A 26,184-nucleotide genomic window follows, 5' to 3' on the forward strand; every position below is an offset into this window, starting at 1 on the left:
GTGCGGAGGGGCGGTTACATGATCGGGTCCCACTGTTTCATGAGGACGATCTCGTAACCGCCCACCGCCGTGTACGGGTCCTCCCGGAGGATGTCGCGCAGCTCGGCCTCGTCCGCCACCTCGTACACGTGCAGCGCCCCTGTGTCGTCCGCCCAGGGACCGGCGGTCACCAGCCGTCCCTGCTCCTTGAGCCGCCGCAGGTGCTCCCGGTGCGCGGGCCGGGCCGCCAGGCGGCTGGGGGCGTCGTCGAAGGCTATTTCCAGTACGTATCTCGCCATGCCCGCACGTTAGGGCCCGGCCGGCCGGATGCTCAGCATCGCGGGTCACCGGGGTGGTGTATCACGGGATACATGACGTACACGCTGGCCGACCTGCCGATGTTCGGCGGGCTCGACGACGGGCGGCTGCGCGGGCTCGAGGCGCTGACGCGGCGGCGGCGCTACCCGGCCGGGCAGGTGCTGTGCACCGAGGGCGATCCGGCCGAGCACCTGATCGTGCTGCTCGACGGGCGGGTGAAGGCGGGGCGGGTGAGCGCTGAGGGCAAGGAGGTGGTGCTCGCCGTGGAGTCCGCGCCGGTCGCGTTCGACAAGACGGCGCTCCTCGTGGACGGCCCGCACCGGGCGACCCGGACGGCCTTGACGGCGGTGGAGGTGGCGTACCTGCCGCGCTCCACGGTGCTCGAGCTCGTCGCCGCCGAGCCGTCCGTCGCGGCGCGGCTGCTGCGCACGCTGGCCGCCACCGTGCGGGACCTGGACGAGCGGCTCACCGACGCGGTGGTGCGCGACGTGCCCGCACGCGTGGCCACCTGGCTGGTACGCCGGTGCGCGGCCGGCCGGGTACCGCTGCACGCGGGGCAGGCGGGCCTGGGCGCCGAGATCGGCGCAACCCGGGTGAGCGTCAACCGGGCCCTGCGCGGGTTCGAGCGCCGGGGCCTGATCGAGATCCGCGCCGGCGAGGTGATCGTGGTGAATGCCGAGGCCCTCGCCCGCCTGGCCGCCCTCCCGGCCCCCGCGCCCTGATCCCCTCCACCAGGCACCGGTGGCGAGTCGCGACCCCGTCCGCCGGCCGCACACGTGAAGCGGCGGCGGCGCCGGTCAAGGCGCGTAGCCGCCCCCATGGACGCGACCAGGACGGGGCTCGCGTGCCGGCGGCCGGGGGCGGCACCTTCCGGTAAGCAGTGAGCGGGGCGGTTCGAACGGCGCAGTCGCCCCGGGGGGGAGGTGGCGGTGAGGGTGGGCGGCGGAGTGCTCGTACCCTGGACTCGTGACTGCACTTGTCCTGGACGGCGGCCTGTCCACCCAGCTCGAACGCCTCGGCGCCGACCTCGGCGACGAGCTCTGGTCCGCGCGGTTGCTGCTTGAGCAGCCCGAGCTGATCAGGCGCGTGCACGCCGACTACTTCGCGGCGGGGGCCGACGTGGCCACGACCGCCAGCTACCAGGCCACGATCCCGGGCTTCGTCCGGCGCGGGCTTGACGTGGCGGCGGCCGAGCGGCTGATCAGGCTGTCGGTGGAGCTGGCCGCGCAGGCACGCGACGAGGCCGGTCGCGGGCTGGTGGCGGCCTCGGTCGGCCCGTACGGCGCCTACCTGGCCAACGGCGCCGAATACACCGGCGACTACGGCCTCGACGAGGACGGCCTGTTCGAATGGCATCTGCCGCGCTGGGAGATCCTCGCCTCGGCCGGTGCCGACCTGCTGGCCTGCGAGACGATCCCGTCCTATCCGGAGGCGCGGGCGCTGGCCAGGCTGCTGGCCCGCACGCCCGAGGTGAAGGCGTGGGTGAGCTTCTCCTGCCGCGACGCCGAGCGGCTCAACGACGGCACGCCGATCCGCGAGGCGGCCGCCCTGTTCAGCGGAAACCCGCAGATGGTGGCCGTGGGGGCGAACTGCACCGCGCCGCGGCACATCCCCGGGCTGATCTCGCGCCTGTCCGGCGGGCTGCCCGTGGTGGTCTACCCGAACTCGGGCGAGACCTGGGACGCCGGGCACCGCCGCTGGCTGGGGCTGGCCGACCCGGTGGAGTTCGGGCAGGCGGCCAAGGAGTGGCAGCAGGCGGGCGCGTCGCTGATCGGCGGGTGCTGCCGTACGACTCCGGAGCACATCGCGCAGATCCGCGCCCACCTCTCCTGAGACCCCGGACCCCGCCTGCGCGGGGTCCGGGAAGAGGAGTGCTAGGCGGGCACCGACGTGGCGCCGCGGCGGCGGCTCAGCACGCCGTCGAGGGCCAGCGCGCCGCCGCCCGTGAAGCCGATGGCCAGGCTGGCCGCCGCCAGCGCCAGGACGAACTCGTAGCCGCCCTCGCCGGCGCTGAAGCCGGCCGCGCCGTGCACGAACACGATGGCGCCCACCATGTCGATGGCCAGCAGCGTGCCCACGATCGGCAGCGCCGCGCCGAGGATCAGTGCCAGGCCGCCCACCACCTCCAGCACCGCCACGGCCGGGGCGGCCACGGACGCCAGCGGGATGCCCGCGGACTCGAAGAACTTGGTCGTGCCCGCGATGCCCATGGCCGCGAACTTCTGGTAGCCGTGCACGAGGAAGATCACTCCGATGGCGATCCTCGCGAGCAAAAGGGCGACGGGGCGCGCCTGGTCGAACATTCGATCTCCTTGAGAGTCATTCAGATTTGAACAACCACCCTAGCCGAATGTTCAAATCTGAACAACACTGTAGAATGAGGCCGTGACGGACGACCCCCGATGGCTGGACGAGACGGAGATGGCGGCCTGGCGCGCCTTCCTGTCCACTTCCCACCTGCTCGAGCGGCGGATCGAGGAGCAGCTCAAGGCCGCTGCCGGGCTGACGCACCCGCAGTACGAGATCCTGGTGCGGCTCGCCGAAGCACCCGGACGTCAGATGCGCATGACCGAGCTGTCCAGGGGCGCCGTGGTGACGAAGAGCGCACTGACGTACCAGATCACCCAGCTCGAGAAGGCGGGCCTGGTGGAACGCGCCACCTGCCCCAGCGACGAGCGCGGAGTGCTGGCGGTGCTCACCGACGCGGGCATGCGCTGTCTGGAACGGGTGGCGCCGGGGCACGTGGAGGTCGTGCGCGAATATCTGATCGACCGGCTCAGCCGCGAGGAGCTGCAGGCGATGACCACGGCCATGCGGAAGACCGAGGCGGTGCTGCGCGCCTCAGGGTGAGGTCAGCTCTTGGCGGCGGCAGCCGCGCGCGCGGCGCGCTCCATCTCGACCCGCGCGCTGGCGGCGTACTTGTCGACGTATTCCTGCCCGGACAGCTCCATCAGCGCGTACATGATCTCGTCGGTCACGGCGCGCAGCACCAGCCGGTCGTCCTCCATACCGTAGTAGCGGGAGAAGTCGAGCGGCTTGCCGAACTTGACCCCGGGCCGGATCCCGAGCTTGGGCAGCGGCCGTCCCGGCGGCATCATCTCGTACGTGTTGACCATGGCCCACGGGATGACCGGCGCCCGTGACTCCAGGGCGAGCCGGGCCACGCCGGTCTTGCCCTTGTAGAGCCGCCCGTCGGGCGAACGGGTGCCCTCGGGGTAGATGCCGAGGATCTGGCCCTCGCGCAGGATGCGCAGGCCGGTGCGGAGCGCCGCCTCGCTGGCCTTGCCGCCCGAGCGGTCGATCGGCACCGTGCCGACGCCGCTGAAGAACAGGCGGGTGAAGAAGCCCTTGACGCCGCGCCCGGTGAAGTAGTCGGCCTTGCCGAGCGAGATGACCTTGCGGCGGATCTGCAGCGGGCCGAAGAAGTGGTCGGCGAACGACAGATGGTTGCCGGCCAGGATCGCGGGCCCCTGCTTGGGCACGTTTTCCGCGCCCTCCGTCCACGGCCGGAAAACGGCGAGGAGGAACGGACCCAAGATGGCCTTGACCACCCAGTAGAACACCCCGGCACCTCTTCTCCAGCAGGTTTCTGGCGACCATAGTCATCTTCCCATCCCGAGCGCCATGCTCCTACCTCAGCTCTCGCACAAACACCCCGGAACGTGCGACGATCGGGCAGTTCCGGGATGAAATTCCGTCAAGGAGCTGTTATGCCGCTCATGCCAGGCGCGGAGCCCTACCACCACGACGGAGGCCAGATCGGTGTGCTGCTCTGCCATGGGTTCACCGGCACCCCGCAGTCACTGCGGCCGTGGGGGGAGTTCCTGGCCGGGCACGGGGTGAGCGTCTCGCTGCCCCGCCAGCCCGGGCACGGCACCACGTGGCAGGAGATGAACAGGACGCGCTGGGAGGACTGGTACGCCGAGGTGGAGAAGGCGTTCGCGGATCTCCAGGGACGCTGCCAGAATGTGTTCGTGGCGGGGCTGTCGATGGGCGGCTGCCTGGCGCTGCGCCTCGCCGAGGTGCACGGCTCGGCGATCAGCGGCGTGGTGGCGGTCAACCCGTCGATCGCAAACGACGTGCCGCTGCTCAAGCTCGCTCCGCTGATCAAGTGGTTCGTGCCGTCGGTGGCCGGCGTCGCGAACGACGTCAAGAAGCCCGGCGTGACCGAGCTGGCCTACGCCCGCACCCCCGTGAAGGCGGCCGCGTCGCTGCCCGCGCTATGGTCGCTGGTGCAGGCGGACCTGGCGAAGGTGACACAGCCGCTGCTGGTTTTCCACAGCGCGGAGGACCACGTGGTCAAGCCGACGAGCGTGGCGATCATCCGCGAGAAGGTCCCGCAGGCCACGATCGAGGAGCTTACCGATAGCTACCATGTTGCGACGCTTGACAACGATGCCGACAGGATCTTTGCCGGTAGCCTCGACTTCATCCGGACACATGCCTCGGTACCCTTGCAGAGGGACTGATCGCACCCAGGGGGAAGTCGCGATCGCTGTGGAGAGGCCCATCTAGGTGACGCCCCAGAGTGAGGACGAGGTCTGGCGTCAGATCGTCGCGTCCTTCAACGACACCGCCGAGCGTGACTCGGCCGACCAGCCATGGCCGGACAGCGAGAACGTCCCCCCCGAGCCCACCCGCCGGGTGGTGAAACCCTCGGAGGAGCCCGAGCCCGACGAGGACTCCGCCGAAGAGGACCAGGAGGACGGGGAGGGCCACTTCGAGCCGCCCCCGCCGCCTCCGCTGCCCAAGCTCGACCTGCCGACCAAGCTGGCGTGGGTGGCGCTGTTCGGCGGGCCCGCGTACCTTCTGGTCGCCGCGATGGCGAGCTGGCACATGGAGGGCTGGGCGCTGTTCACGGCGGTGGCGGCGTTCATCGGCGGGTTCGTGGCACTGGTCGTGCGCATGGGCGACGGCCCGCCCAACGACTCCGGCTGGGACGACGGCGCCGTCCTGTGACCGCGCGGTGGCGGCACGGCCCCGCCGCCACCAGACGCCCATGGGAACGGCGCATCGGAGCGACCCCGCCGCGACGAGACGCCCACACCGGCTGTGGCTGAGGTCCCTCTGAGGCGAGAAGCGGGAACGGCGCATCGCAGCCGCCACCGCCGCAAGCGCTCGAGGGGCCTCAGCCCACGACGGAGAGGCGGAGCCGGGACCACCCGAGGAGGTGGGGGGCCGTCAGGACTTCGAGGTGACGCTCTTGGGCGCGAACGACTCGACCACGTCGGTGTAGCGGTCGCGGGTGTCGACCGCGTGCCCCACGCCCCACACCGCGCCCTTGCCGGCGAGGTAGGCCACCGCCTGGAGCCGTACGCTGCTCCTGTCCTTCTGGGCGCCGCCCCGGATGGTCTCGCAGTCGCCCTTCTCGCACCGCATCATGAACGGCTCCGTGGCCCGCGACGGATCGTAGCCGGCCATCCAGTAGCGGCCCTTGCCGTCGCCGGTCACGCCGTAGAGCCGGGCGTCGGAGTCGGAGTCGGGCAGCGGCTGCTGGTGCCAGCGCTTGCCGTTCCAGACCAGCATGAGGGGCGAGATGTCGCCAGGCCCGCGGTAGACGCCGCCGACGGCCACCGCCCGCTTGGCGCTGTCGGCCTGCACGTCACGCAGGTAGCCGCCGGGGATCGAGGGCACCGGCATGGACTTCCACGACCCGCCCGAGTAGTGCACGATCAGCGGCGCGGAGCCCGTGTCGCCGACGGCGAACCCGCCGGCCACCGCGTAGAGCGCGCCCTCCTCCTTGGTCTGCTGCACGGTCCAGGAGTTGCCCTGGCCGGTGAGGATGAGCCCCTGCTTGTCGCGGCTGCCGACCGCGACGATCCGCCCCGACTTGGCGTCGACGCCGCCGAACCAGTCTCCTGCCCGCAGCCCCTGCGGCCGGACCCGGTCGAACCCCGCGACATCGCCGTGGGCGATGTACGGCAGCCCGTCGTGCCCGTCGCCGACCGCCCACACGTCGGACGCGGAGCCGGCGGCCAGCCCGCGCAGGTTTCCCGCGGACGCGGCGTCGCGGACGGGCACCTCGGACCAGTCGCTGCCGTCCCAGTGGCGGATGGTGCCGCGGTTCTTCCAGACGTCCCAGATCTGCTGCTGGCCGACGGCCCACACGTCGCTGGAGGAGACGGCGAGCACGTCGGAGAGTGAGCCGTCGGCCTGGAGGCGCACGCTGGTCGACTGCTGCCACGCCTCTATCGTGGCGGGCCGGCGAGGTTCGGCATGCGCGGCGGGCGTGACCTGCGTCAAGGCCACGGACGTCGCCAAGATCAAGGAGAGCGCACGCCGCTGAGAGCGACGGGTCATGAGCAAATGCTACGGGCTGGGGGGCACGTCTTGCCCGTTAGTGCCCAACTCGCAACTCTGCGATAACGGGCAGATGGTCGCTGGCCTCGGCCAGATCGGCGATCGGGGCGTCGACTCCCCCGCACGACACGACACGCAGGTCGCGCGCGGCGAACACGGCGTCGATGCGGAGCGCGGGCCGGGCTGCCGTGAACGTCAGCCCGTCGCCCTTGGGGGCCACGGCATAGCAGTCGGCCAGCAGCGCGGCGAGGAAGCGCCAGGCGGGCTGGTGTGCCTGCTCGTTGAGGTCGCCGCAGAGCACGATCGTCGCCCCGAAGCGGCTGGCCGCCCGCTCCATCAGCGCCACGGCCTCGGCGGCGTGGTGCACCCTGGCCGGGTCGTTCAGATCCAGGTGGAGGGAGCCGACCGCCAGGCGGGCCCCGTCCACGTCCACCACGGCGAGCGCGAGCCCGCGGCGCTCCAGCCCGGTGAAGAACCGCAGCGTGTGGCTCTCGGCGTGCAGCACCCTGACGTGCGGGCCGGTGAACACGGCCACGCCGCCCACCCTGCCGGGGGTGGCCACCCGCATGCCCGCCGCGGCGGCCAGGGCACTGCGCCGCCCCTTCCTGAGCCTCGGCGCCTCCTGCACGCAGAGCACGTCGGCGCGCATGGCGCTGATCACCCGGGTCAACGCGGGCACGCTGTCGCGCATCCCGCGTACGTTGTAGGTCGCGACCCTGATCGTCAGCGCCGCCTGGCCAGGTCGGCGGCGCCCACCACCCCCGCGGAGGCGCCCAGCTCGGCCAGCCTGATCTCGGCGAGCGGCCGGTGGCCGCGGCCGGTCAGCCGCTCGGCGAAGGCCTGGCGGGCCCGGTCGATGAACAGATCGGCGGCACGGGAGACCCCGCCGCCCACGATGAAGCAGCCGGGGTCGAGGACGCCGGCCAGGTCGGCCATGCCCTGGCCGAGCCAGTCGGCCAGGCTGGCGAACGCGGCCAGCGAGGCCTCGTCGCCCAGCCGCGCGGCCTTGGTCACCTCCTCGCCCTCGATCTTGCCGCCGGCCAGCCCGAGCAGGATCTTCGCCTGCTCCGGGCGCGCCTCGGCGATCTCCCTGGCGTCCTTGACGAGGGCCTGGCCGCTGGCGTACTGCTCCCAGCAGCCGACGTTGCCGCAGCCGCACTGGCGCCCTCCGGGCAGCACCTGCATGTGCCCCAGCTCGGCGCCCATGCCCCAGCGGCCGCGGTAGAGTGCGCCGTCGAAGACCAGGCCGCCGCCGATGCCGGTGCCGAGCGTGATGCAGACCACGTGGGACTGGCCCCGCCCGGCGCCGAACCTGGACTCGCCCCAGGCCATGGCGTTGGCGTCGTTCTCGATCACGACCGGCAGCCCGACGAGGCCGCTGATCTTCTTCTGCAGCGGCTCCTCGCGCCAGGCGAGGTTGGGGGCGAAGCGCACGATCGAGCGGGTCTCGTCGACGAACCCGGCGGCGCCGACCCCGACGGCCTCGATGTCCCTGCCCGCGCTCAGCTCGCGAACGACGTCGGCCACCGTCTCGGCCACCAGGTCGGGGCGGTCGGCGGCGGTGGGCCTGAGCGCGTGTTCGACGATCTCGCCCTTGTCGTCGACCACACCGGCGGCCACCTTGGTCCCGCCGATATCGACACCGATCGTGAGCATTGCCCCGCCTCTCCCTATCCCAGATCTATGTGTTCCACGTTGTCGTGGCGGTCCCGCCGATCGCGGTCGTCGCGCGGCCCGCGGGGGGCGGGCTTGCTCAACGCGTCGATCGCGCCACGGAACGCGGCGAACAGCTCGCCGCCCGCGGCCATCAGGTGGCCCGTCACGTCGCCACCCGACTCACGCTGCGCCGCGATGGCCCGGCACCACGGGCAGGCGCGGCAGATGTACTCGTCATGGGGCTCGGACACGGCCTCCTCCCACACGTCTCTTTCCCTGCGGCCGCCGCCGGTGAACGAGTTGAACACGCTCTTGCCGACCTGGCGGGTCGCCCGCCCCTGGATCGACTCGAACAGCTTGCGCGCCTCGTCGGCGACGGTGCCGATCGGGTCTTTGTCGTTGCCGTTGTTGCTCTCGGTCATGGGCCCTCCCTGCGTATGGGTCGCTCATCCTCCTCAACTCATCAGGTTGCGGATTCGCTCCCCGGGCTGAAACCTACCCGCAGCACGCCGTCCCGGAGCGCGGCTCCACTGATCTTCCTGCGGGACAGCGCCGTGGGCAGCGCCAGGATCCTCCGGTACGGCCCGGCCGTGATGATCAGCTCGTCGCCCTTGCGGGCCAGGTCGACGTCGCCGCGGTCGGCGCCGGGCAGGGCGAGCACCAGCTCGTCCGCGCTCATCCGCAGCGGCGGCTCGACGGCGTGTGCGGCGAACGGGTCCCACTCGCCGTACATCGCCTCGCCCACCGAGGCCAGCACGTCCTCGCCGACGGGCTCGGCGGGCAGGTAGGGGACGACGTGGATGGGCAGCGGGGCGAACGACTGCTCCGCCTCGGCCAGCAGTCTGGACTGCGCCGCCGCCCACTGGGCACGCCACTCGTCGGCGCCGCCGGTGGGGAAGACCCGGTTGGCGATGACGGCGTCGACGCGGTAGCCGTACAGGCTGAGTGAGGTGAGGGTGCGCCTGGCCTCGGCGAGCACCACGGACTCCGGCGTGAGCACCAGCCGCACGGAGGCGTGGTCGCCGGTGAGCAGCTCGCGCACCTCCATGAGGCCGCGGTGCAGGCGTTCGCCCGCGCTCATGACCTCCTCGCCGGGCGCGCTGACGTGGGCCACGCTGCGCACGAACGGCGAGACCAGCCGCACGAGCTTGCGGCCGACCGGCAGCAGCCTGCTGACGTGCCAGTCGAGCGCCTCGGGCAGGGCCAGCAGCCGCAGCGTCTCGGCGGTGGGCGCGCAGTCGACCACGATCACGTCCCAGCGGCCCTCGCGGGCGTGCTCGCGCAGCTCGAGCAGGGCGATGAGCTCCTCGGCGCCGGGCAGCACGGTGATCTCCTCGGAGGTGATCTCGTCGAGGCCCAGCTCGCTCAGCACCCCCTTGGCGTACTGCTGCAGCTCGCCCCAGTGGCGCTCCAGCGACTTCTGCGTGTCGACCTGGTGGAGGTGGAGGCCCGGCGCGATCTCGCCGGGCTCGACGGCGAGCGCGTCGGCCAGCGAGTGCGCGGTGTCGGTCGAGACGACCAGCGTCTTGAGCCCGCGCCTGGCGGCGAGCGTGGCCGTGGCGGCGGCGGCCGTGGTCTTGCCGACGCCGCCCTTTCCGGTGAAGAGCAGAACCCGGGGACTCAACTCAGCGGCCTTCGACGCGCTTCTTGAGGCCCTTGAGCGCGGTGTCCACGATCACCTTCTCCGCCTTGCGCTTGATCATGCCGATCATGGGGACGCTGAGATCGACCGTGAGCTCGTACGTCACCTCCGTGCCACTGCCCGTGTCGGCGAGCCGGTAACTCCCGCGGAGATCGGAGACCATCTTCCCCGGCTCGACCACGTTCCAGCGCACGCCGTCGTCGCCCTGCCAGGTGTAGCCGAGGGTGTAGGTGTCGCTGATCATCCCGGCGTCGAGGACGAACCGCACCGTCTCCGGCCGGCCGTCGCCGTCGCTGGTGAGGACCTCGGCGCTCTTGACCTGTCCGGCCCACTCCGGGTAGGAGGGGAAGTCCGCGATCACTGCCATGACCTCGGGCCGGCCTGCGCTGATGGTGGTGCTCGAAGTGGTGCGGTCAGCCATGCGACCACCGTAGTGCAGAATCCGCTACTTGCGGTGGACCGCTGCACGCGGCCCACCGTAGTGCACAACCCGCGACTTGCGGTGGACCGCTCAACAGAGCGGCCGCTTGGGTCACCACTCGAGGACGAACGGAACGCCCTTCCCCCGGAAATGGCCCACGTTCACGCATTCGGTGCGGCCGATGCGGGTGCGTGCGTGCAGCGGGTTGTGGACGTGGCCGAACAGGGCATAGCGCGGCTGCGTACGCCTGATCGCCGCCAGCGTGGCCTCGCTGCCGCGTTCGAACCTCCTGGCCACGACGTCGTAGAGCAGCTCGGGCACGGCCGGCGGGATGTGGCAGCACAGCACGTCGACCTCGCCGACCGCCTCCACCTTGGCCGCGTACTCCTCGTCGCCGATCTCGTACGGCGTGCGGTAAGGCGTCTGGAGCCCCCCGCCCACGAACCCGAACCGCAGGCCGCCGATCTCCACCACCTGCCCGTCGAGCACGTGGAGGCCGGGCCTGAGGTAGTCGCCCCACAGGCGCGGCAGGTCCACGTTGCCGTACGTGAGGTAGGCCGGGGTCGGCATGGCGGCGAAGAGGATCTCGTACTGGGAGCGCACGTGGCGTTCGATGTGCTCGCGCGGGTCGCCGCCCAGCGTGGCCCACAGGCGCGCCGACATGGCCCTGGCCTCGTCGAACCGCTTGGCCGTGCGCAACGCGATGAACTCCGCGGCCTGCTCGGCGCCGAACAGGTCGGGGAAGATGCCCTGCCCGTGGTCGTCGTAGTCGATGAAGAGGATCAGATCGCCCAGGCAGATCAGCGCGTCCGCACCGTCGCCCGCCCTGGCCAGCGCGTCGGCTCTGCCGTGGACGTCGCTGACGACATGGATCTTCATGGGGCAGATCCTATTCACCATGGCTGCTAGCGTGAGCGTTGAGACTACCCGTCCGTAACTTGACGCGGTAACGTCCAGGCGGTCCCCGAAGAGGAGTTTGATCCGTGCGCGAGTACAGCGTTCCCGTCCTGGTCGATGTGCCTGCTTCCGCCAGCCTGTCCGACATCGTCTTCAGGCGGGCCGAGCAGGAGCCGGGCGCCGTGGTGATGCGCCGCAAGACCGACGCGGGATGGCCGGTGGTCACCGCGTCGGAGTTCCGCGACCAGGTGGTCGAGGTGGCCAAGGGGCTGATCGCGGCGGGGATCTCGCACGGCGACCGGGTCGCGCTGATGTCGCGCACCCGATACGAGTGGACGCTGGTCGACTACGCCATCTGGACGATCGGGGCGGTCACCGTGCCGGTCTACGAGACGTCGTCGGCCGAGCAGGTCCGGTGGATCCTGTCCGACAGCGAGGCCAAGGCGGTCTTCGTCGAGCTGGACGAGCACGAGGAGACCGTCAGGGAGGCCGCGCCCGAGCTGAAGGCGGTCTGGCGGATCGACGGCGCCCTGGACCCGGGCGACGTCTCCGGCGCCGACGTGGACCAGCGGCGCGAGCAGGTGGTCTGCGCCGACCTCGCCACGGTCGTCTACACCTCGGGCACCACCGGACGGCCCAAGGGCTGCCGCATCACCCACGACAACCTGCTCTTCACCGCGCTCAACGTGCTGCGCGGCCCGCTGGAGCCGCTGTTCGACACCAAGGACCCGGCGGCCCTGCTGTTCCTGCCGCTCGCGCACATCCTCGCCCGGATCATCCAGGTGGTGCTGATCGAGGCGGGCGCGGTCATCGCGCACACCCCCAACATGAAGAACGTCGCCCCCGACCTGCAGGACTTCAAGCCCACGTTCCTGCTGGGCGTGCCGCGCGTGTTCGAGAAGGTCTACAACGGCGCCGAGCAGAAGGCCATCGCGGGCGGCAAGGGCAAGATCTTCGCCCGCGCCGTGGACGTGGCGATGGCCTCGAGCCGCGTCTCCGCCACCGGCGCGCCGCTCGGGCTCCGGCTGAAGCACGCGCTGTTCGACCGGCTGGTGTACACCAAGCTCCGGGCGGCCACGGGCGGCCGCCTCTCGGCCGCGGTCTCCGGCGGCGGCGCGCTGGGCGAGCGGCTCGGCCACTTCTTCAGGGGCGTCGGCATCGAGGTCTTCGAGGGGTACGGCCTGACGGAGACCACAGGGCCGTGCACGGTCAACATGCCGTACGCCAACAAGATCGGCACCGTCGGCAAGCCGCTGCCCGGCGTGACCCTGCGCATCGCCGACGACGGGGAGATCCTGGCCAAGGGGAGGAACATCTTCCCCGGCTACTGGAAGAACGACGAGGCCACCGCCGACGTGATCGACGCCGACGGCTGGTTCCACACGGGCGACATCGGCGAGCTGGACGCCGACGGCTACCTGAAGATCACGGGTCGCAAGAAGGAGATCCTGGTGACCGCGGCGGGCAAGAACGTCGCCCCCGGGCCGCTGGAGGACGCCCTGCGCGCCCACCCGCTGATCTCCCAGGCCATGATCGTCGGCGACGGGCGCCCGTTCGTCGCCGCCCTGATCACGCTCGATCCCGAGGCACTGCCCGCCGGCGCCTCCGTGACGGAGCTGCGCGAGGATCCCGCGGTGCTGGCGGACGTCCAGGCGGCGGTGGACCGGGCGAACCTGCAGGTGTCGAAGGCCGAGCAGATCAAGAAGTTCACGATCCTGGACGGCGACATCACCGAGGACAGCGGGCACCTGACGCCCACGCTGAAGGTCAAGCGCAACCTGGTCCTGCGCGACTTCGCCAAGGAGATCGACGAGCTCTACGAGGGCAGGTAGCCGAGGTCAGCGTGGACGAGCTGCGCCAGGCGTCGGAGATCACGCCGATCGCCAGCGTCCAGAACGTGTACAACCTGGCCACCCGCCGGCACGAGCCCGTGGTGGACTACACGGCCGAGCACGGGATCGCGTTCCTGCCTACTTCCCCATCGCCGCCGGCTCCCACGCCGGCTCGGGGAGCCCGCTGGCGGAGGTGGCGGCGGAGATCGGCGTCACGCCGGCGACGCTGCACAAGCAGTTCGTCGCGGGTCTGACGCTGGGGGCCGCCAAGGGCTAGAGGAGAGTGTGGAAGCGGGCGGCCACGTGGTCCCACGCCCATTCGCGGGCGATCCAGTCGCGCCCGCCCGCGCCCATCTTGCGGGCCTTCTCGGGGTCGCTCAGCAGCTCGACGATCGCCTGGGCGACCTCGCCCGCGTCCTCGCCGTCCACGACCAGCCCCGTCTCGCCGGGCCGCACGGCGTCGGGAGCGCCGCCGGACGCGCCCGCCACCACCGGCAGCCCGGTGGCGGACGCCTCCAGGAACACGATCCCGAGCCCCTCCACGTCCACCCCCTTCCACCGGGTACGGCACGGCATCGCGAACACGTCGGCGGCGCCGTAGTAGCCGGGCAGGCCGGCGGCGGGCACCGTGCCGGTGAACCTGATCGACTCCTGCCCGCCCGCCAGCCGTTCCAGTGTCCTGCGGTGGGGTCCGCCGCCCACGAGCAGCAGCACCGCGTCCGGCACCGCCCGCAACACCGCGGGCCAGGCCCTGATGAGCTGGTCCTGGCCCTTCCTCGGCACCAGCCGCGACACGCAGACGACCACCGGCCTGCCGTCCAGGCCCAACTCGGCCTTCGGGGCGTCGGGGCGGAACTGGGTGAGGTCCACGCCGGGCGCGAGCCGTACCAGCTTGCCGGGGGGGATGGCGGCGACCAGGCGCCGGCGCGTGTACTCGCCCAGGTAGGTGACCACGTCGGCGTGCTCGCCGATCCTGCGCAGCGCCGCGCGGAAGCCCGGCGCGCTCGCCCACGACGCCTCGTGGCCGTGCGTGAGCATCACCACGCGCCGCGCGCCCGCCCGGCGCAGGCGCGGCGCGAGCAGCCCGAGCGGCGCCGCCGCGCCGAACACCACGGTCTGCGCGCCGTGCTCGGCCACCAGCCGCGCCGCCCTGCGCGCGACGGCGGGGGTCGGCAGCATGAGCCGCGTCGGATGCCGCACTATCGGGTACGGCTGGCGCTCGTCGAACTCCGCGCAGCCCGGCCAGGCGGGCGCGTAGACGGCCACGCCCGGCGTTCGCAGGGCGAGGCCGTGCACGAACGACTGGATGCCGCCGGGCCTGGGCGGGAAGTCGTTCGTGACGATGAGCACCTTGGGCACGCCGTCGGTCGCGGCATCGGTCACGGCACGTGTCACTGCACTGGGACGCCGTTCAGCTTGGCCCATGCGCGGGCCATGGCGATGCGCTCTGGGCTGGAGGGATGGGAGGCATAGAGCACATATTCCACCGCATCCGGCGACAAGTCGGAAACGTTGGTGACGGCGAGGCGCTTCTGCATCGCGACGAACGTGGCCGGATCGCGCGTCAGGTCGAGCGCGTGCAGGTCGGCCCTGGCCTCGATGTGGCGGCTGACCAGGTTCTGGGCGGGGCCCATGAGCAGTGAGCCGATGGTCATCAGGCCCATGATCGCGCCGACCGCGCGCGGGTCGCCGATCGACGTGACGCCGGTGCGGCGGCGTACCGGGTCGAACACCAGGAACAGCAGGATGGCGCCCAGAGCGGCGCCCAGGGCGCCGATGAATGTGCCGTGGAGTACGTCGTTGTACTTGGCGTGGCCCAGCTCGTGCGCCACGACCAGCTGGACCTCCGGCTGCGGGGCCTTGAGCAGCGTGTCGTAGACGACGATCCGGCGCGTGGCGCCGAAACCGGACACGTACGCGTTGAGCGCCGTCGTCCGGCGCGAGGCGTCGGCGACCAGCACGTCCTCGACGGGCACGCCGTCGCGCTGGGCCATGGCGAGCAGGCTCGTGCGGAGCTGACCCTGCCGCATGGGCGTGAAGTCGTTGAACAGCGGCTCGAACACCACCGGATAGACGAACGACACCACCACCGTCAGCACGAACGCGCCGACGGCGGCCGGGATCCACCAGCGCCTGAACCTGCGGGCCAGCGCCACGAGCACGAGCAGCGTGAGGCAGAGCAGGAACGCCTCGACGCCGATGTTCTTCAGCCGGTCGCCGGCCCAGGACCCCCAGTCCTGGGTGGACAGGCCGAAATCGCGCAGCAGCGTCTCGAACCAGATACTGAGCGGCAGCTTGACCAGCTCGACGATGGCGGTGATGACGACGACGCCGAGCACCACCCGTACCCACCGGGGGCCCTTGAGCCAGCCCACCGCCTTCGCGCCGAACGGGGTGGCCACGAGCAGCCCGGCGAGGACGAGCGTGAGCGCCAGCGACAGGTAGCTCGGCAGGGTGGCGGCCGCGTCGAACGCCCTGCTCCTGGCGATCTGCGCGGCGGTGAAGTCGCGTGCGGGGTCTGGCGGCCCAGAGGCCAGGAGGCGCCAGGGGGTGCTGAAGGCCGCCACGGCCAGAATGATCAGGCCGAGCAGCACGGCCGCCACCGCCGCCTGCCGCCTCAGCCGCCGCTCATCCGCGGCTTCGCGCGGCCCGTCCCCGTTCACGGACACACCCTCCCCAGAGCCCTCATCCGCCACCGCCCCCTGTCCGGCGCTTACCCCGTCGACGTCGTCCGTGTCTCGCCGTTCGCCCATCAGCCTCCCCCTCACGCGAGCTGGTCTCGCACGTAGTCGCGCCACCGTGCGGTCAGCGTGGCCGCGGAGAGGCCCAGCGCGGCGAGTGCCTGATCGACGCCGACTGCCCGGGCATCACGGTAGAGCCTCACCAGGGTCTCCTCACCGAACCGGTCAGCGATGAAGCGACACGCCAGCCAGGCTTCCTGGTACGCCCGCGCGAGCCGCAGGGGGTCCCGCCCGTCGGCCGCGAAAGCGGCAGGTCCGGGCAACTCACCCGGCAACCGGCCGGACCGCACCTCGGCGGCGAGCTCGGCGGCGGCGGTCCGCACGGGGAGCCCGGAGTCGCGGTATCCCACGTAGTCGGCGAACCCCTCGTAGAGCCAGACGGGCAGGCGGTCGGTGCCCGCCGCGACGTGGGTGAGCTCATGGGCCAGTACGACGTCCTTGCCGGTGGAGTTCAGCTTGGCGAAGAACTCGGGGACGATGATCACCCGGCCGCCGTCGGCCACCGCGGCCAGCCCGTCGACCCGCCCCACCCCGGCCAGCCTGGCCGCTTCCGCGGCGGAGCGGGGAACGACGATCAGCGGTCGTACTGGCCGGCCGAGCACGTCCGAGACCCGTTGCCCGGCCACGTCGGCTCTGCGCGCGAGTTCGCGGAGCTCACCGGGTGGGGTGTGGTGGCCGACGACGACGGACCGCGCGCCACGGACGACGAACGCGTCGTCACGCCACAGGTTGCGGGCCCCCGGCGGGAGGGCCGGAGAATCGGGGGTGGGGGCGCTGGCTGGGGCGACGGCGAGGAGCACGATGGAGACCACCGCGACCCGCCGACTCACCCACCTGGACACGATGCCCGATCGTAGTCGCCCCACAAGGGCCACATCGGCCGCGCTTACGTGTGCGCCGACGCGGTGGGACGAGCCCCGCCCGGACCAACGGGTTCGGGCGGGGCTTGGTCACAGGCCGGGTCGGACCGCGCCCACGAAGGACGCCTTACGCCATCCGCCCAGCTTGTCGATGCGCACCCGTTCGCCTGTCCGCGGCGAGTGGATCATCCTTCCCTTGCCGACGTACATGCCCACGTGGCCCAGCCCGTTGAAGAACAGCAGGTCGCCGGGCTGGAGGTGCCGCCAGGAGACCTTGTTCCCGATGCGGGCGAACTGGCTGCTTGCCACGCGCGGGATCTTCACCCCGGCCTTCTTCCAGGCGTACTGGACGAGGCCGGAGCAGTCGAACGAACCAGGACCTGTGCCTCCGTACCGGTACGGGTCACCGATCTGGTTCTTGGCGGCTGAGACAGCCTTGCGGGCCTTGGACTTCTGCCGGGCGACCTTGACCGCCCTGAGCGTTGCGGCCTTGGCCGACGTCGAGGTCTGGGCGGTCGTGACCGCCTTGGCCGTCGAGGCCGACGTGCTGGTGGCCGCCTGAGCCGTTGGGGCATGGAGGACCAGACCTCCGGCCGTCACGGTCATCGTGAGCGCTACGCCACTCAGGGCAAAGCGGGACAGACGGGGGTTATGCGGGGAGGTAGACAGGATTTCTCCTTGAGTCTTCCACGAATGCCTACCGGGTTAGCTGACGGATTCGGGCCTGGAAGTAGCCCTACGGCGCGATCTACGCGCCGATTCACCCCTGATCCCTGGGTTACTGGGATCGCTGGGTCCCCGGCTCCGTGCCTCCTGGCTGCACGGACTCGGCAGGCCACCGCCCGATCAAGGGATTGACACGGGGATACGGGGCGGTGACCAGCGGATCTTTATCTGTCTCGCATCGGTAGGGACCGATGCGGGTTCGCGGAGGACATGGCTCGTTCACCGCGACGTCGCCAGAAGCTACGCCGAACCGTCAAGAATCGGCAAAGCGAGACATGGCCTGTAAAGATCAGATAAAGCGGTTTGTAAGAGTGGAAATCGCTGCTGGAGCACCAGGCTCTGTTACCGAAATGTGACACTGCTCACACTTCTTTTCGCAGGCGTTTGTCAGATCGCGATTGTCGCCTTTTTCACATTTGCCGCGTCTCCATCAGGCCCTGACTATGCAGACTCCCGCGCCATAAACTATGGTGCATAGTAGAAGACGTCACGAGCGATCGTTCAGCCACTCAGCGCGTGAGGGCCCGGTAAGCGCGCCTACGGGCGGACGACGCCCACGATGGGGCCGCCGTAGGCGGAGAGCTTGACGACCTTGACCACGTCGCCGGTCTGGGGCGCGTGGACGATGTTCCCGTTGCCGGCGTAAATGACGACGTGACCCAGGCCCGAGGTGAAGATGAGGTCCCCAGGCTGGAGATCCGTCAAATCGACCTTGCGGTTGGCCCCCCACGCCCACTGCTGCCACGTCGTACGCGGCAACGACACGCCGCCGGCGCGCCATGCCGCCTGGGTCAGGCCCGAGCAGTCATAGCCCCGTGGACCGGTCCCGCCGTAGATGTACGGCTTGCCCACCTGGGCGTAGGCGAAGCGCAGGACGGCGGCGGCGTTGCCGGAGGCCGGGCCCGTGTACTTGATGCCGACGCTGTTCGGATTGCCGGGATTGTAGGCGTCCAGCCTCCTCAGCAGCTTCTTCTGCTGGGAGATCAGCTTCAGGATCTCCGCGCGTTCCTTCTCGACGCCGTCCCGCTCCTTGTCCGCGACCTCCAGCGCCTCCTCCGCCTTGTCGCGCTCGGCCTTCAGCCCGCGGTTCTCGCGGTCGAACGCGGCCAGCTTCTCCGCCCGCTCCTTCGACAGCTGCCCGGTCAGCGTCAGCGCTGTCAGCAGGGCCTCGGGGTTGTCCGTGCCGATCAGCCCGGGCAAGGAGGTCAGGTCGCTGCCGAGTTTGTAGCTGTTGACGGCCATGCCGATCACCTCGGCCCGCAGGTCCGCGACGGTCGCCAGCTTGCGCTTGTAGCTGTCGTTCAGCTTGGTGTACGAGCTCTTGGCCGTCTTGTACCGCTCATTGGCCGTGTTGAACCGTTCGACGACCTTGTCGGCCTTGTCGTTGAGCTTCTCGAGCTTGGCCTTGGCCTGCCGGAGCGTGGGTTTGGGATCAGCGAGGGCGGGGCCTATCGGGGACAGGAGCAGCCCGAACGCGAGACCCGCGGCCACCGGCACCCTGCCAAACCTCACTGTGTCGCCTCCCAGGGATGATATCTGGGGCGAAATAGTACAGAAGTGGCGGGTGAGGTATCCCCTAAACGCAGCAAATCGTGATGGAGCGCCAACCAGCCGGTCCGTAATCTAGGCCCGCCCCAGCCTGCGCAGCAGCAAGCCAGACGGAACGGGTCTGGCTCCCATCCGCCTGACGGACTCGGCCACCTCGCGGTCCGACGACACCACGGCGATGGCCCGGCCGGGCGGCTCGGCGCGGACGAGCTGGCGGATCAGGTCGTCGGCGATCTCCCCGGGGTCGCTGAACAGCACCCGCACCCCGCGCGGCGCCACCACCTGCACGGGGGCGTTGAGCTCCGCCCCGTCGAACACCACGGTCACCTCGACCCTGGTCTGCGCCACCAGCCCGCCGAGCCCGGTCATCAGCCGGTTGCGCTGGTCGGCGAGGGTGAGGGTGCCGTAGCCGGTCTTGGTGACGTTGTAGCCGTCGATGATCAGATGGACCTGCGGCAGGGCCAGGAGCTGGTCGAGCAGCTGCGGATCGTCGTCGGCGAGGGCGCGTGCGGGCACGCCGCGCACGCCGGGCCGCTCGCCGGTGATCGCGGCGACCGAGTCGGCGGGCCGGGTGATCGTCGTGGGCAGGGCCAGCTCCCTGCGCAGCCCGGCGGAGGCGTCCTGCAGCGCGTCGAGCAGCACCCTGATGCGGGCGTCCTCGATGCTCCTGCCCTCGCGGGCCGCCCGGCGCGAGGCCTCGAGCTGCTTCTCCACGTCCGCCAGGCGCTCGCGCAGCCGCCGCAGCTCGGACTCGCCCGCGACGGAGGAGGCCGAGGCGGCCGTCCTGGCCTCCTCAGCCGCGTGCTCCATCTCCTCGGCGCGACTGACCGCAGCCTTGGCCCGCTCGCGGGCGTCGTGCAGCTTGCGCCGCAGGTCGGAGTTCTCCGCGCGGGCCGCCCTGATCTGCTCGCGCAGCCGGTCGGCCTCCTCCTTGGCGGCGCTCTTCTGCGCGGCGAGCTGCTCACGCAGCCGGGCGACCGCCTCCTCGCGCTCCGACCCCTCGGCCGCCACCGCCGACTGCTCCAGGTCGGTGCGGGCGACCTCGATCATCTCGGCCCAGCCGGGCGGCCTGGTGAGGTACGCGGCCGCGGCCACGAGCACGGGGTCGGCGGCGGGCGGCACGTTTCCCTCGGCAAGGGAGGCGACCAGCTCGGGCCAGCCGGCGGCCACCGATTCGGCCACCAGCTCGCGGAACTTCTTGTCGTTCTCGAGCTGCGCCGCGATGGGCGCGCTGCCGAGCTTGGCCCGCTTACGGGGGTCGAATTTGGCGATCCCGCGCAGCGGCGGAGGTACGGAGGCAGCGGGCATCGTCCCGAGGACCTGAGACGCCAGATCGACGACATTTAGCCGCACCTGCTCGGGAAGCGGGCGAGACAGGCCTTCACCCGCTGAACTCATCCCACTTGTCCCTTCGTGACATGCCCTTTCAGACAAGGGTACGGCTGCCGCGTACCTGACCGTAACGGTCACCCATGTATGGACGAGCGCTTGGTTGGCGGTATACGACTGAGCCGGAGCAGGCGCTCACCCGGGAGGCCGACCGTGACAGAAGAGATCCGCACCTCCACCCGCGACCTGGAAGAGCTGCGCGAACGCCTGGCCGTCTGGCTGCGCGGCAGGGTCGGCGAGAGTGCTTCGGTGTCCGAAGTGTCCCGGCCGTCCGAGAACGGCATGTCCAGCGAAACCCTGTTCTTCACCGCCGTCTGGGACGGAGGAGGAACGCGCTGCGTAGCCAGGCTCGCACCTGCGGTGGAGGCCGTTCCGGTGTTCCCCTCCTACGACCTGCGGGCACAGTTCGGGATCATGCGTCTGGCCAGGGAAAAAGCTGGGATTCCAGCGCCCAGGGCCCTCTGGTTCGAACCGGATCCCGATCATCTCGGCACGCCGTTCCTCGTCATGGAGCGCGAGGACGGCGAGGTGCCGCCGGACGTGATGCCCTACACGTTCGGGAGCTGGCTGCTGGACGCCGCGCCGGCGGACCAGCGCAGGCTGCAGGACGCCGCCGTGGCGGTCCTGGCGGCGCTGCACCAGACCCGGTTCACGACTGAGGAGCTGGCCCCGCTCGGACCGGGCGGGCTGCGCGCGCACGTCGAGGCACAACGCGCCTACTACGAGTGGGCGCACGGCGAGCGGCGGATCCCGCTGCTGGAGCGGGCCTTCCGCTGGCTGGAGCCGCACTGGCCGCAGGAGCCCGGGCCGGACGTCCTGTGCTGGGGCGACGCCCGGATCGGGAACATGATGTTCCGGGACTTCACCCCGGTTGCCGTGCTCGACTGGGAGATGGCCGCCGTAGGCCCGCGCGAGCTGGACCTGTCCTGGATGATCTTTCTGCACCGCTTCTTCCAGGACCTCACGGTTGCCATGGGCTTTCCCGGCATGCCCGGCTTCATGCGCCGCGACGACGTCTGCCGGAAATATCGGGAATTAACCGGATACGAGCCTCGCGACATGGACTTCTACGAGATGTATGCCGCCCTCCGGCACGGCATCGTCATGGCCAGGGTGTGGCAACGCCGGATCCACTTCGGCGAACAACCCGCCCCGGACGACCCCGACGACCTGGTGCTGCACCGGGCCACGATCGAGGAGCTGCTCGCGAGGTGACTACGTACCGGCGTCGTAGACCAGCAGCGCCACCTGGACCCGGTTGTTGAGATCGAGCTTGGTGAGGATGCGCGAGACGTGCGCCTTGACCGTGGGCACGCTCATGTAGAGCTCGCGCGCGATCTCGGCGTTCGACTTGCCCCGCCCCACGGCCAGCGCCACCTCCCGCTCCCGCTCGCTGAGCCGGGTGAGCAGCTTCCTGGCCCGTTCGGTGCGCTCCCCGGCCCCGCCGTCGGACACGTGCGTGATGAGCTGGCGCGTCACCGCGGGCGAGAGGATCGGCTCGCCCGCGGCCACCTTCCTGATGGCCTGCACCAGGTCGCCGGGCGCGATGTCCTTGAGCAGGAACCCGGCCGCCCCCGCCCGCAGCGCCCGCAGCACCTGCGCGTCGGCGTGGAAGGTGGTCAGCACCACCACCTCGGGCGGCGAGGACGTGCGGCGCAGCGCCTCGGTGGCGGTGAGCCCGTCGACGCCGGGCATGCGGATGTCCATCAGCACCACGTCGGGCCGGTGCTCGGCCACCAGCGGCGGCACCTCGGCCCCGTCGCCAGCCTCGGCCACGATCTCGATGTCGCCGACACCGCCCAGGATCATCGACAGCCCCGCCCGCACCATCGCGTCGTCATCGACGATCAGCAGCCTGATCATGCATCCTCCCCAGTCTCCACCGGCCACGGTAGCCACGCGCGTACCACGAACTCGCCGTCGGGGGTCGCGCCGTGCTCCAGCCGGCCTCCCGCCAGCTCGGCACGTTCCGCCAGCCCGATGAGCCCCGCCCCCGCACCCGGCAGGCGCGGCCCGTGGCGGGCCCACAGAGGGTTGCGCACCTCCGCGGACAGCCCCTCGCCCGGCGCTCCCGAGACCGCAACGTCCACAGGCGTCCCGCCCGCGTGCTTGCGCGCGTTGGTCAGCGCCTCCTGGACGATGCGGTAGACGTTGCGGCCGAGCCCTCCCGGCGCTTCGCCGCCGGCCCGCAGGTCGAGGCGCACGTCCATGCCCGCGTGGCGGCACTCCTCGACCAGCGTGGACAGGTCGGCGAGCGTGGGCTGCGGCCGGTCGGGCACCGGGTCGCCGCCGTCCGGCTGCGCGTGGCGCAGCACGCCGATCACCTCGCGCAGGTCCTGTAACGCCAGATGGGTGTTGGTCCTGATCGCCCCGGCGGCCCTGGCGATCTCCTCGGCGGGCGCGTCCGGCCGGAACTCCAGCGCGCCCGCGTGCAGGCTCAGCATGGAGATGCGGTGCGCGAGCACGTCATGCATCTCCCTGGCGATGCGCTCGCGCTCGAGCCGCTTGGCCTCCTCCGCGGCGCTGTCGGCGCGCTGCCTGAGCGACCAGACGAGCTGCCGCCTGGCCCTGATCACGACGCCCCACGCGAACACGGTCAGCACGATCGTCACGCCGAACGCCGCCGCCCACTTCGCGTCCAGCTCGTTCTGGGGCCGCAGCATGAGGTACGGGGCGAGGGTGACGAGCGAGAGCAGCAGCATCGGGCCTGAGACCTTGAACGGCCGGTGCACCGCCACGGTGAACAGCCCGACGATCGAGGCTCCACCCGCCAGCTCCAGGTAGGACGAGAGCAGCGTCGTCACCAGCGCGAGCCCCACCGGCCACCTGCGCCGCAGCCACACCGCCACGCACGACAGCGCCCCAACCACCTGCTCCAGCGCCAGCAACGGCTCGGGCTCGTCCTGCAGCTCCGGCAGGCTCACGAGAGTGACCCCGCACGCGAGCAGGAACATGAGGATGTCGACGATCCAGTCGCGGGTCGAGCGGCGCACCCTGCGGCCCTCGCGCCCGTCGCCGAGCAGCACCGACGGCAGCGCCCACCGGTATTCGTGGGCGTGAGCGCCGTCCCCCCGCAGTTCCGTCACGCTCACCGAGGTTAGGCCCTGCCATGGGTACGGCGACAGCGACCAAAGTCGATGCCGGCCGAGACCTACGGCCGTCGCGGGCCCCGCTCCCCCGCGACGACGCTTGGACCCATGAAGTCGATGCTGACGGTGCTCGGCTGGCTGCTGCTCCTGCAGGGTTTGGGCGGCCTGCTGAACACCCTGTTCGGATGGTGGCGGTGGGCACGCGACCTGCTCGTGGTCAACCGGCTGCCGTTCCTTGAGGGGTACGAGGTGTTCGCGGCCATCGTGATCGGGGTGCTCGGGCTGGCGCTGCTGGCCGTGGCCGACTCCGCGAAGAAGGCGGAGGGCGGGGAGTGACCGGGATTTCGCAGGTGGCGCTGCGCCCGCCGCGCAACCAGGCCGACCCGCGGGCGGTCGCCTGGTGGACGGTGCAGTGGCTGATCCTCATGGTGCCGGTGGCCGTCGCCGCGGTGGCGGCGTACTGGATCTTCACCTCGCGGCCGGTCTGGCTGGGCGCGTGCGTGGGGGTCTTCGCCGCGGGATGCGTGGTGCTGGCCCTCGTGGCCCCGCGCGCCTTCTATCGGGTGGAGCGGTGGGAGGTCACCGACCAGGCGGTCTACACCCGCAAGGGGTGGCTGACCCACACCTGGCGGGTGGCGCCGATGTCGCGGATCCAGCGGGTCGACACCGCGCGGGGGCCGGTGCAGCGACTGTTCGGGCTGGCCGACATCACGGTGACCACCGCCTCGTCTGCGGGGGCCGTCAAGATCGAGGCGCTGGACCACGAGGTGGCGGCCGAGCTGGCCGAACGCCTGACCGCCAGCACGCAGGCGACGCCGGGGGACGCGACGTGAACGGCTCTCGCGCGCACCGCACCGCAGGACACGACGTGAACGGCTCTCCCCCGCGCGGCACAGACGGGCCGTCCCAGGAACAGCCGTGGGGGCTGGGCGGATCGGCCTCGTGGGACGCCCGGCCGCCTGTTGACGCTGAGCCGCCCATTGACGGCGGGACGGCCGTTGGCCGTGGAGCGCCCGTGGGCGAAGGAGTACCTGTGGGAGGTGGAGCGCCCGTGGGGGGCGGAGTACCCGTTGGAGACAGATCACGCGCTGAGGGCACAGCGGCCGTTGCGGGCGGGGGCTGGCGGGGGCTGGCCGGGCGGAGTCTGTGGGCCTCCGGGGTGAAGTCGCTGGCGATCGCGGCGGGCGTGGTGGCCGCGCTGGCGCGCTTCCTGACGGGCAGCGACTGGCCGCCCGTCGGCGTCGTGGCGGTCTGCGCGGCGGCCGCGGTGCTGGTCGTGGCCGCCGTGGTGGCGTACGACGTGGCCAGGCTCCGCACCACCCGCTGGCGGCTCACCCCCGAACGCCTCGAACTGCGCTCGGGCATCACCGTCCGCCAGCACCGCTCGATCCCCCTCGAACGGGTGCGCAGCGTGAACCTGAGGGCCGACCCGGTGCGCCGGGCCTTCGGCCTGACCGTGGTCAAGGTGGGTACGGGCGAGCATTCGGCCGAGGCCACCGAGCTCGTACTCGACCCGCTGACCAGGCACGACGCGGAGTCCCTGCGCCGTACCCTGCTGCGCCAGGGCGAGGAACCCGCTCGCGACGAGGGGCCGCTGGTGGAGCTGAGCTGGTCGTGGATCAGGTACGCGCCGTTGTCGGTGTGGACGTTCACCGGGGCCGCGCTGGTGCTGGGGGGCCTCTACAAGGCTCTCAACGCGTTCGGGGTGGAGAGCGTCGGCACCCGGGCGGCGAGCGGCCTGTGGGACTGGGTGACGGCGCGGCCGCTGGTGGCGGTCCCGCTGCTTCTCGCGGTGAACCTGGCCGCCGGCGTCCTCGGCGCCGTCCTGCTGTTCGCCGAGTCGTGGGGCCGCTACCGGCTGGACCGCGAGCCCGGCCGGCTCCGGCTCCGGCGCGGCCTGCTGACCACCCGTTCCCTGACCCTGGAGGAACGCCGGCTGCGCGGCGTGGAGATCAGCGAGCCACTGCTGCTCCGGCTGGGCGGCGGGGCCCGCGTCAAGACCATCGCCACCGGGCTCGGCAAGGCGGCCGAGCACGAGACCGAGGACGTCGCCGCCCTCACCCCGCCACTCCCCCGCGCCCTGGCCTGGGACCTGGCCGCCAAGATCGCCGACACCCCGGCACCGGTCACGACGGCCGCGATCGAGCCGGCCTCGACTGCACCTCGGCACGCCACGCAGGCCGCCGCGCCGTACCCGGCGGCAGGCGCATCCGGCCCGGACGTCGCGGCGGCGTTGGGCGCCGATCCGGTGCTGGTCACGCATCCGGCCGCGGCCAGGCGGAGGCGGGTCGTGCGGGCGTTGGTGACGGCCGCCGTGCTGACCGCGGTCGCCGGGCCGGTGTCCTGGCTGGTCCCGTGGTCCTGGCTGCGGGTCTCCGTCTGGGCGGTCCCGGTGGTTGCGCTGGCGTTCGGGATATGGGCGGCCGTGGAGAGCGCCAGGAGCCTCGGGCACGCGCTGGGCGGCCGCCATCTCGTCACCAGGCAGGGCGCGGTGGTGCGGCACACGATCGCCCTCGACCGCAAGGGCATCTCGGGGTGGACGATCAGCGAGTCGTACTTCCAGCGCCGCTCGGGCCTGCTCACCGTCTCCGCGATCACCGCCGCGGGCAAGGGCCACTACGACGTGGTGGACGTTGGCCGTGCCGACGGCCTGGAACTCGCGGCTCGAGCGGTTCCCGGGCTGCTCCAGCCGTTCCTGGTCCGCGAAAAGCAATGAGCCGCGTGATCCCCCCGGCTTGCCCATGCCCCTGTACTGGACAAACCCGATCCCGCGGCTCAGGTCTTGC

At 71.4% G+C, this 26,184-nt stretch carries 28 protein-coding genes and 1 riboswitch; of the genes, 10 read left to right on the forward strand and 18 right to left on the reverse strand.

Annotated features, from left to right (window positions below; genetic code table 11):
• Positions 1-14: 14 nt before the first annotated feature.
• Entirely contained in the window at positions 15-278 is a 264-nt protein-coding gene (locus ABN273_RS08445; RefSeq protein WP_349448083.1) for a YciI family protein, read from the reverse strand.
• A 72-nt stretch (positions 279-350) separates the two neighbouring features.
• Between ABN273_RS08445 and ABN273_RS08450 the strand changes: the two genes are divergently transcribed.
• Both ABN273_RS08450 and mmuM read left to right on the forward strand, forming a co-directional pair.
• Positions 351-1,019 (forward strand): Crp/Fnr family transcriptional regulator, encoded by a 669-nt coding sequence (locus tag ABN273_RS08450; RefSeq protein ID WP_349448084.1) that lies wholly within the window; start codon positions 351-353, stop codon positions 1,017-1,019.
• 244 nt (positions 1,020-1,263) lie between these two features.
• Entirely contained in the window at positions 1,264-2,130 is an 867-nt protein-coding gene (gene mmuM / locus ABN273_RS08455; protein WP_349448085.1) for a homocysteine S-methyltransferase, read from the forward strand.
• A gap of 41 nt (positions 2,131-2,171) precedes the next feature.
• Here mmuM and ABN273_RS08460 read toward each other — a convergent pair whose 3' ends face one another.
• On the reverse strand, positions 2,172-2,600 hold the full coding sequence (locus tag ABN273_RS08460) for a DoxX family protein (protein WP_349448086.1): 429 nt from the start codon (positions 2,598-2,600) through the stop codon (positions 2,172-2,174).
• 82 nt (positions 2,601-2,682) lie between these two features.
• Between ABN273_RS08460 and ABN273_RS08465 the strand changes: the two genes are divergently transcribed.
• On the forward strand, positions 2,683-3,147 hold the full coding sequence (locus tag ABN273_RS08465; protein WP_349448087.1) for a MarR family winged helix-turn-helix transcriptional regulator: 465 nt from the start codon (positions 2,683-2,685) through the stop codon (positions 3,145-3,147).
• 2 nt (positions 3,148-3,149) lie between these two features.
• Here ABN273_RS08465 and ABN273_RS08470 read toward each other — a convergent pair whose 3' ends face one another.
• Positions 3,150-3,860, reverse strand: a complete 711-nt coding sequence (locus ABN273_RS08470; protein WP_349448088.1) for a lysophospholipid acyltransferase family protein — start codon at positions 3,858-3,860, stop codon at positions 3,150-3,152.
• Between the two features lie 147 nt (positions 3,861-4,007).
• Between ABN273_RS08470 and ABN273_RS08475 the strand changes: the two genes are divergently transcribed.
• Both ABN273_RS08475 and ABN273_RS08480 read left to right on the forward strand, forming a co-directional pair.
• Positions 4,008-4,766, forward strand: coding sequence for an alpha/beta hydrolase (locus ABN273_RS08475; protein ID WP_349448089.1), 759 nt, complete (start codon positions 4,008-4,010; stop codon positions 4,764-4,766).
• Between the two features lie 46 nt (positions 4,767-4,812).
• Positions 4,813-5,256, forward strand: a complete 444-nt coding sequence (locus tag ABN273_RS08480; protein ID WP_349448090.1) for a hypothetical protein — start codon at positions 4,813-4,815, stop codon at positions 5,254-5,256.
• A 222-nt stretch (positions 5,257-5,478) separates the two neighbouring features.
• On the opposite strand, the gene ABN273_RS08485 is transcribed toward ABN273_RS08480, so the two are convergent.
• The 7 genes from ABN273_RS08485 to ABN273_RS08515 form a co-directional block, all read right to left on the reverse strand.
• Entirely contained in the window at positions 5,479-6,597 is a 1,119-nt protein-coding gene (locus ABN273_RS08485) for a hypothetical protein (RefSeq protein ID WP_349448091.1), read from the reverse strand.
• 37 nt (positions 6,598-6,634) lie between these two features.
• Positions 6,635-7,288, reverse strand: a complete 654-nt coding sequence (locus ABN273_RS08490) for an endonuclease/exonuclease/phosphatase family protein (RefSeq protein WP_349448092.1) — start codon at positions 7,286-7,288, stop codon at positions 6,635-6,637.
• Between the two features lie 32 nt (positions 7,289-7,320).
• Positions 7,321-8,253, reverse strand: a complete 933-nt coding sequence (locus ABN273_RS08495; protein WP_349448093.1) for an ROK family glucokinase — start codon at positions 8,251-8,253, stop codon at positions 7,321-7,323.
• A gap of 14 nt (positions 8,254-8,267) precedes the next feature.
• Positions 8,268-8,675, reverse strand: coding sequence for a DUF5304 family protein (locus ABN273_RS08500; protein WP_349448094.1), 408 nt, complete (start codon positions 8,673-8,675; stop codon positions 8,268-8,270).
• 41 nt (positions 8,676-8,716) lie between these two features.
• Positions 8,717-9,877 (reverse strand): ArsA family ATPase, encoded by a 1,161-nt coding sequence (locus ABN273_RS08505; protein WP_349448095.1) that lies wholly within the window; start codon positions 9,875-9,877, stop codon positions 8,717-8,719.
• A gap of 1 nt (position 9,878) precedes the next feature.
• Positions 9,879-10,316 carry an SRPBCC family protein gene (locus tag ABN273_RS08510; RefSeq protein ID WP_349448096.1) on the reverse strand — a complete coding sequence of 146 codons (438 nt, stop codon included), beginning with the start codon at positions 10,314-10,316 and terminating at the stop codon, positions 9,879-9,881.
• 111 nt (positions 10,317-10,427) lie between these two features.
• Positions 10,428-11,195: a metallophosphoesterase family protein gene (locus tag ABN273_RS08515; RefSeq protein WP_349448097.1), complete on the reverse strand. Its 768-nt coding sequence runs from the start codon at positions 11,193-11,195 to the stop codon at positions 10,428-10,430.
• 104 nt (positions 11,196-11,299) lie between these two features.
• Between ABN273_RS08515 and ABN273_RS08520 the strand changes: the two genes are divergently transcribed.
• The gene (locus tag ABN273_RS08520) at positions 11,300-13,045 is read left to right on the forward strand and encodes an AMP-dependent synthetase/ligase (protein ID WP_349448098.1); all 1,746 of its coding nucleotides are present in this window, start codon (positions 11,300-11,302) and stop codon (positions 13,043-13,045) included.
• Positions 13,046-13,318: 273 nt separating this feature from the next.
• On the opposite strand, the gene ABN273_RS08525 is transcribed toward ABN273_RS08520, so the two are convergent.
• The 6 genes from ABN273_RS08525 to ABN273_RS08550 all read right to left on the reverse strand — a co-directional run bounded on the left by ABN273_RS08525 (position 13,319) and on the right by ABN273_RS08550 (position 20,228).
• Positions 13,319-14,428 (reverse strand): glycosyltransferase family 4 protein, encoded by a 1,110-nt coding sequence (locus ABN273_RS08525; RefSeq protein WP_502910972.1) that lies wholly within the window; start codon positions 14,426-14,428, stop codon positions 13,319-13,321.
• Positions 14,429-14,436: 8 nt separating this feature from the next.
• Complete coding sequence (locus tag ABN273_RS08530) at positions 14,437-15,798, reverse strand: M48 family metallopeptidase (protein ID WP_349448099.1); 1,362 nt, start codon at positions 15,796-15,798, stop codon at positions 14,437-14,439.
• Between the two features lie 11 nt (positions 15,799-15,809).
• Positions 15,810-16,628, reverse strand: coding sequence for a hypothetical protein (locus ABN273_RS08535; protein WP_349448100.1), 819 nt, complete (start codon positions 16,626-16,628; stop codon positions 15,810-15,812).
• Positions 16,629-16,736: 108 nt separating this feature from the next.
• On the reverse strand, positions 16,737-17,252 hold the full coding sequence (locus ABN273_RS08540; protein ID WP_349448101.1) for a C40 family peptidase: 516 nt from the start codon (positions 17,250-17,252) through the stop codon (positions 16,737-16,739).
• Between the two features lie 73 nt (positions 17,253-17,325).
• Positions 17,326-17,489, reverse strand: a riboswitch (cyclic di-AMP (ydaO/yuaA leader).
• Between the two features lie 420 nt (positions 17,490-17,909).
• Entirely contained in the window at positions 17,910-18,884 is a 975-nt protein-coding gene (locus tag ABN273_RS08545) for a C40 family peptidase (protein ID WP_349448102.1), read from the reverse strand.
• A gap of 111 nt (positions 18,885-18,995) precedes the next feature.
• Positions 18,996-20,228: an NYN domain-containing protein gene (locus ABN273_RS08550; protein ID WP_349448103.1), complete on the reverse strand. Its 1,233-nt coding sequence runs from the start codon at positions 20,226-20,228 to the stop codon at positions 18,996-18,998.
• A 234-nt stretch (positions 20,229-20,462) separates the two neighbouring features.
• On the opposite strand from ABN273_RS08550, the gene ABN273_RS08555 reads away from it, so the two are divergent.
• Complete coding sequence (locus ABN273_RS08555; protein WP_349448104.1) at positions 20,463-21,524, forward strand: phosphotransferase family protein; 1,062 nt, start codon at positions 20,463-20,465, stop codon at positions 21,522-21,524.
• On the opposite strand, the gene ABN273_RS08560 is transcribed toward ABN273_RS08555, so the two are convergent.
• The gene (locus ABN273_RS08560; protein ID WP_349448105.1) at positions 21,525-22,172 is read right to left on the reverse strand and encodes a response regulator; all 648 of its coding nucleotides are present in this window, start codon (positions 22,170-22,172) and stop codon (positions 21,525-21,527) included.
• Complete coding sequence (locus ABN273_RS08565; RefSeq protein WP_349448106.1) at positions 22,169-23,395, reverse strand: sensor histidine kinase; 1,227 nt, start codon at positions 23,393-23,395, stop codon at positions 22,169-22,171. The genes ABN273_RS08560 and ABN273_RS08565 overlap by 4 nt, the downstream gene beginning before the upstream one ends.
• Positions 23,396-23,506: 111 nt before the next feature.
• On the opposite strand from ABN273_RS08565, the gene ABN273_RS08570 reads away from it, so the two are divergent.
• The 3 genes from ABN273_RS08570 (at position 23,507) to ABN273_RS08580 (ending at position 26,114) form a co-directional block, all read left to right on the forward strand.
• Entirely contained in the window at positions 23,507-23,734 is a 228-nt protein-coding gene (locus ABN273_RS08570) for a hypothetical protein (protein WP_349448107.1), read from the forward strand.
• Positions 23,731-24,231: a PH domain-containing protein gene (locus ABN273_RS08575; protein ID WP_349448108.1), complete on the forward strand. Its 501-nt coding sequence runs from the start codon at positions 23,731-23,733 to the stop codon at positions 24,229-24,231. The genes ABN273_RS08570 and ABN273_RS08575 overlap by 4 nt, the downstream gene beginning before the upstream one ends.
• A 218-nt stretch (positions 24,232-24,449) precedes the next feature.
• The gene (locus tag ABN273_RS08580; RefSeq protein WP_349448109.1) at positions 24,450-26,114 is read left to right on the forward strand and encodes a PH domain-containing protein; all 1,665 of its coding nucleotides are present in this window, start codon (positions 24,450-24,452) and stop codon (positions 26,112-26,114) included.
• Positions 26,115-26,184 lie beyond the last annotated feature (70 nt).

It is taken from the genome of Nonomuraea sp. B19D2, assembly GCF_040137845.1.
Taxonomy (GTDB): domain Bacteria; phylum Actinomycetota; class Actinomycetes; order Streptosporangiales; family Streptosporangiaceae; genus Nonomuraea.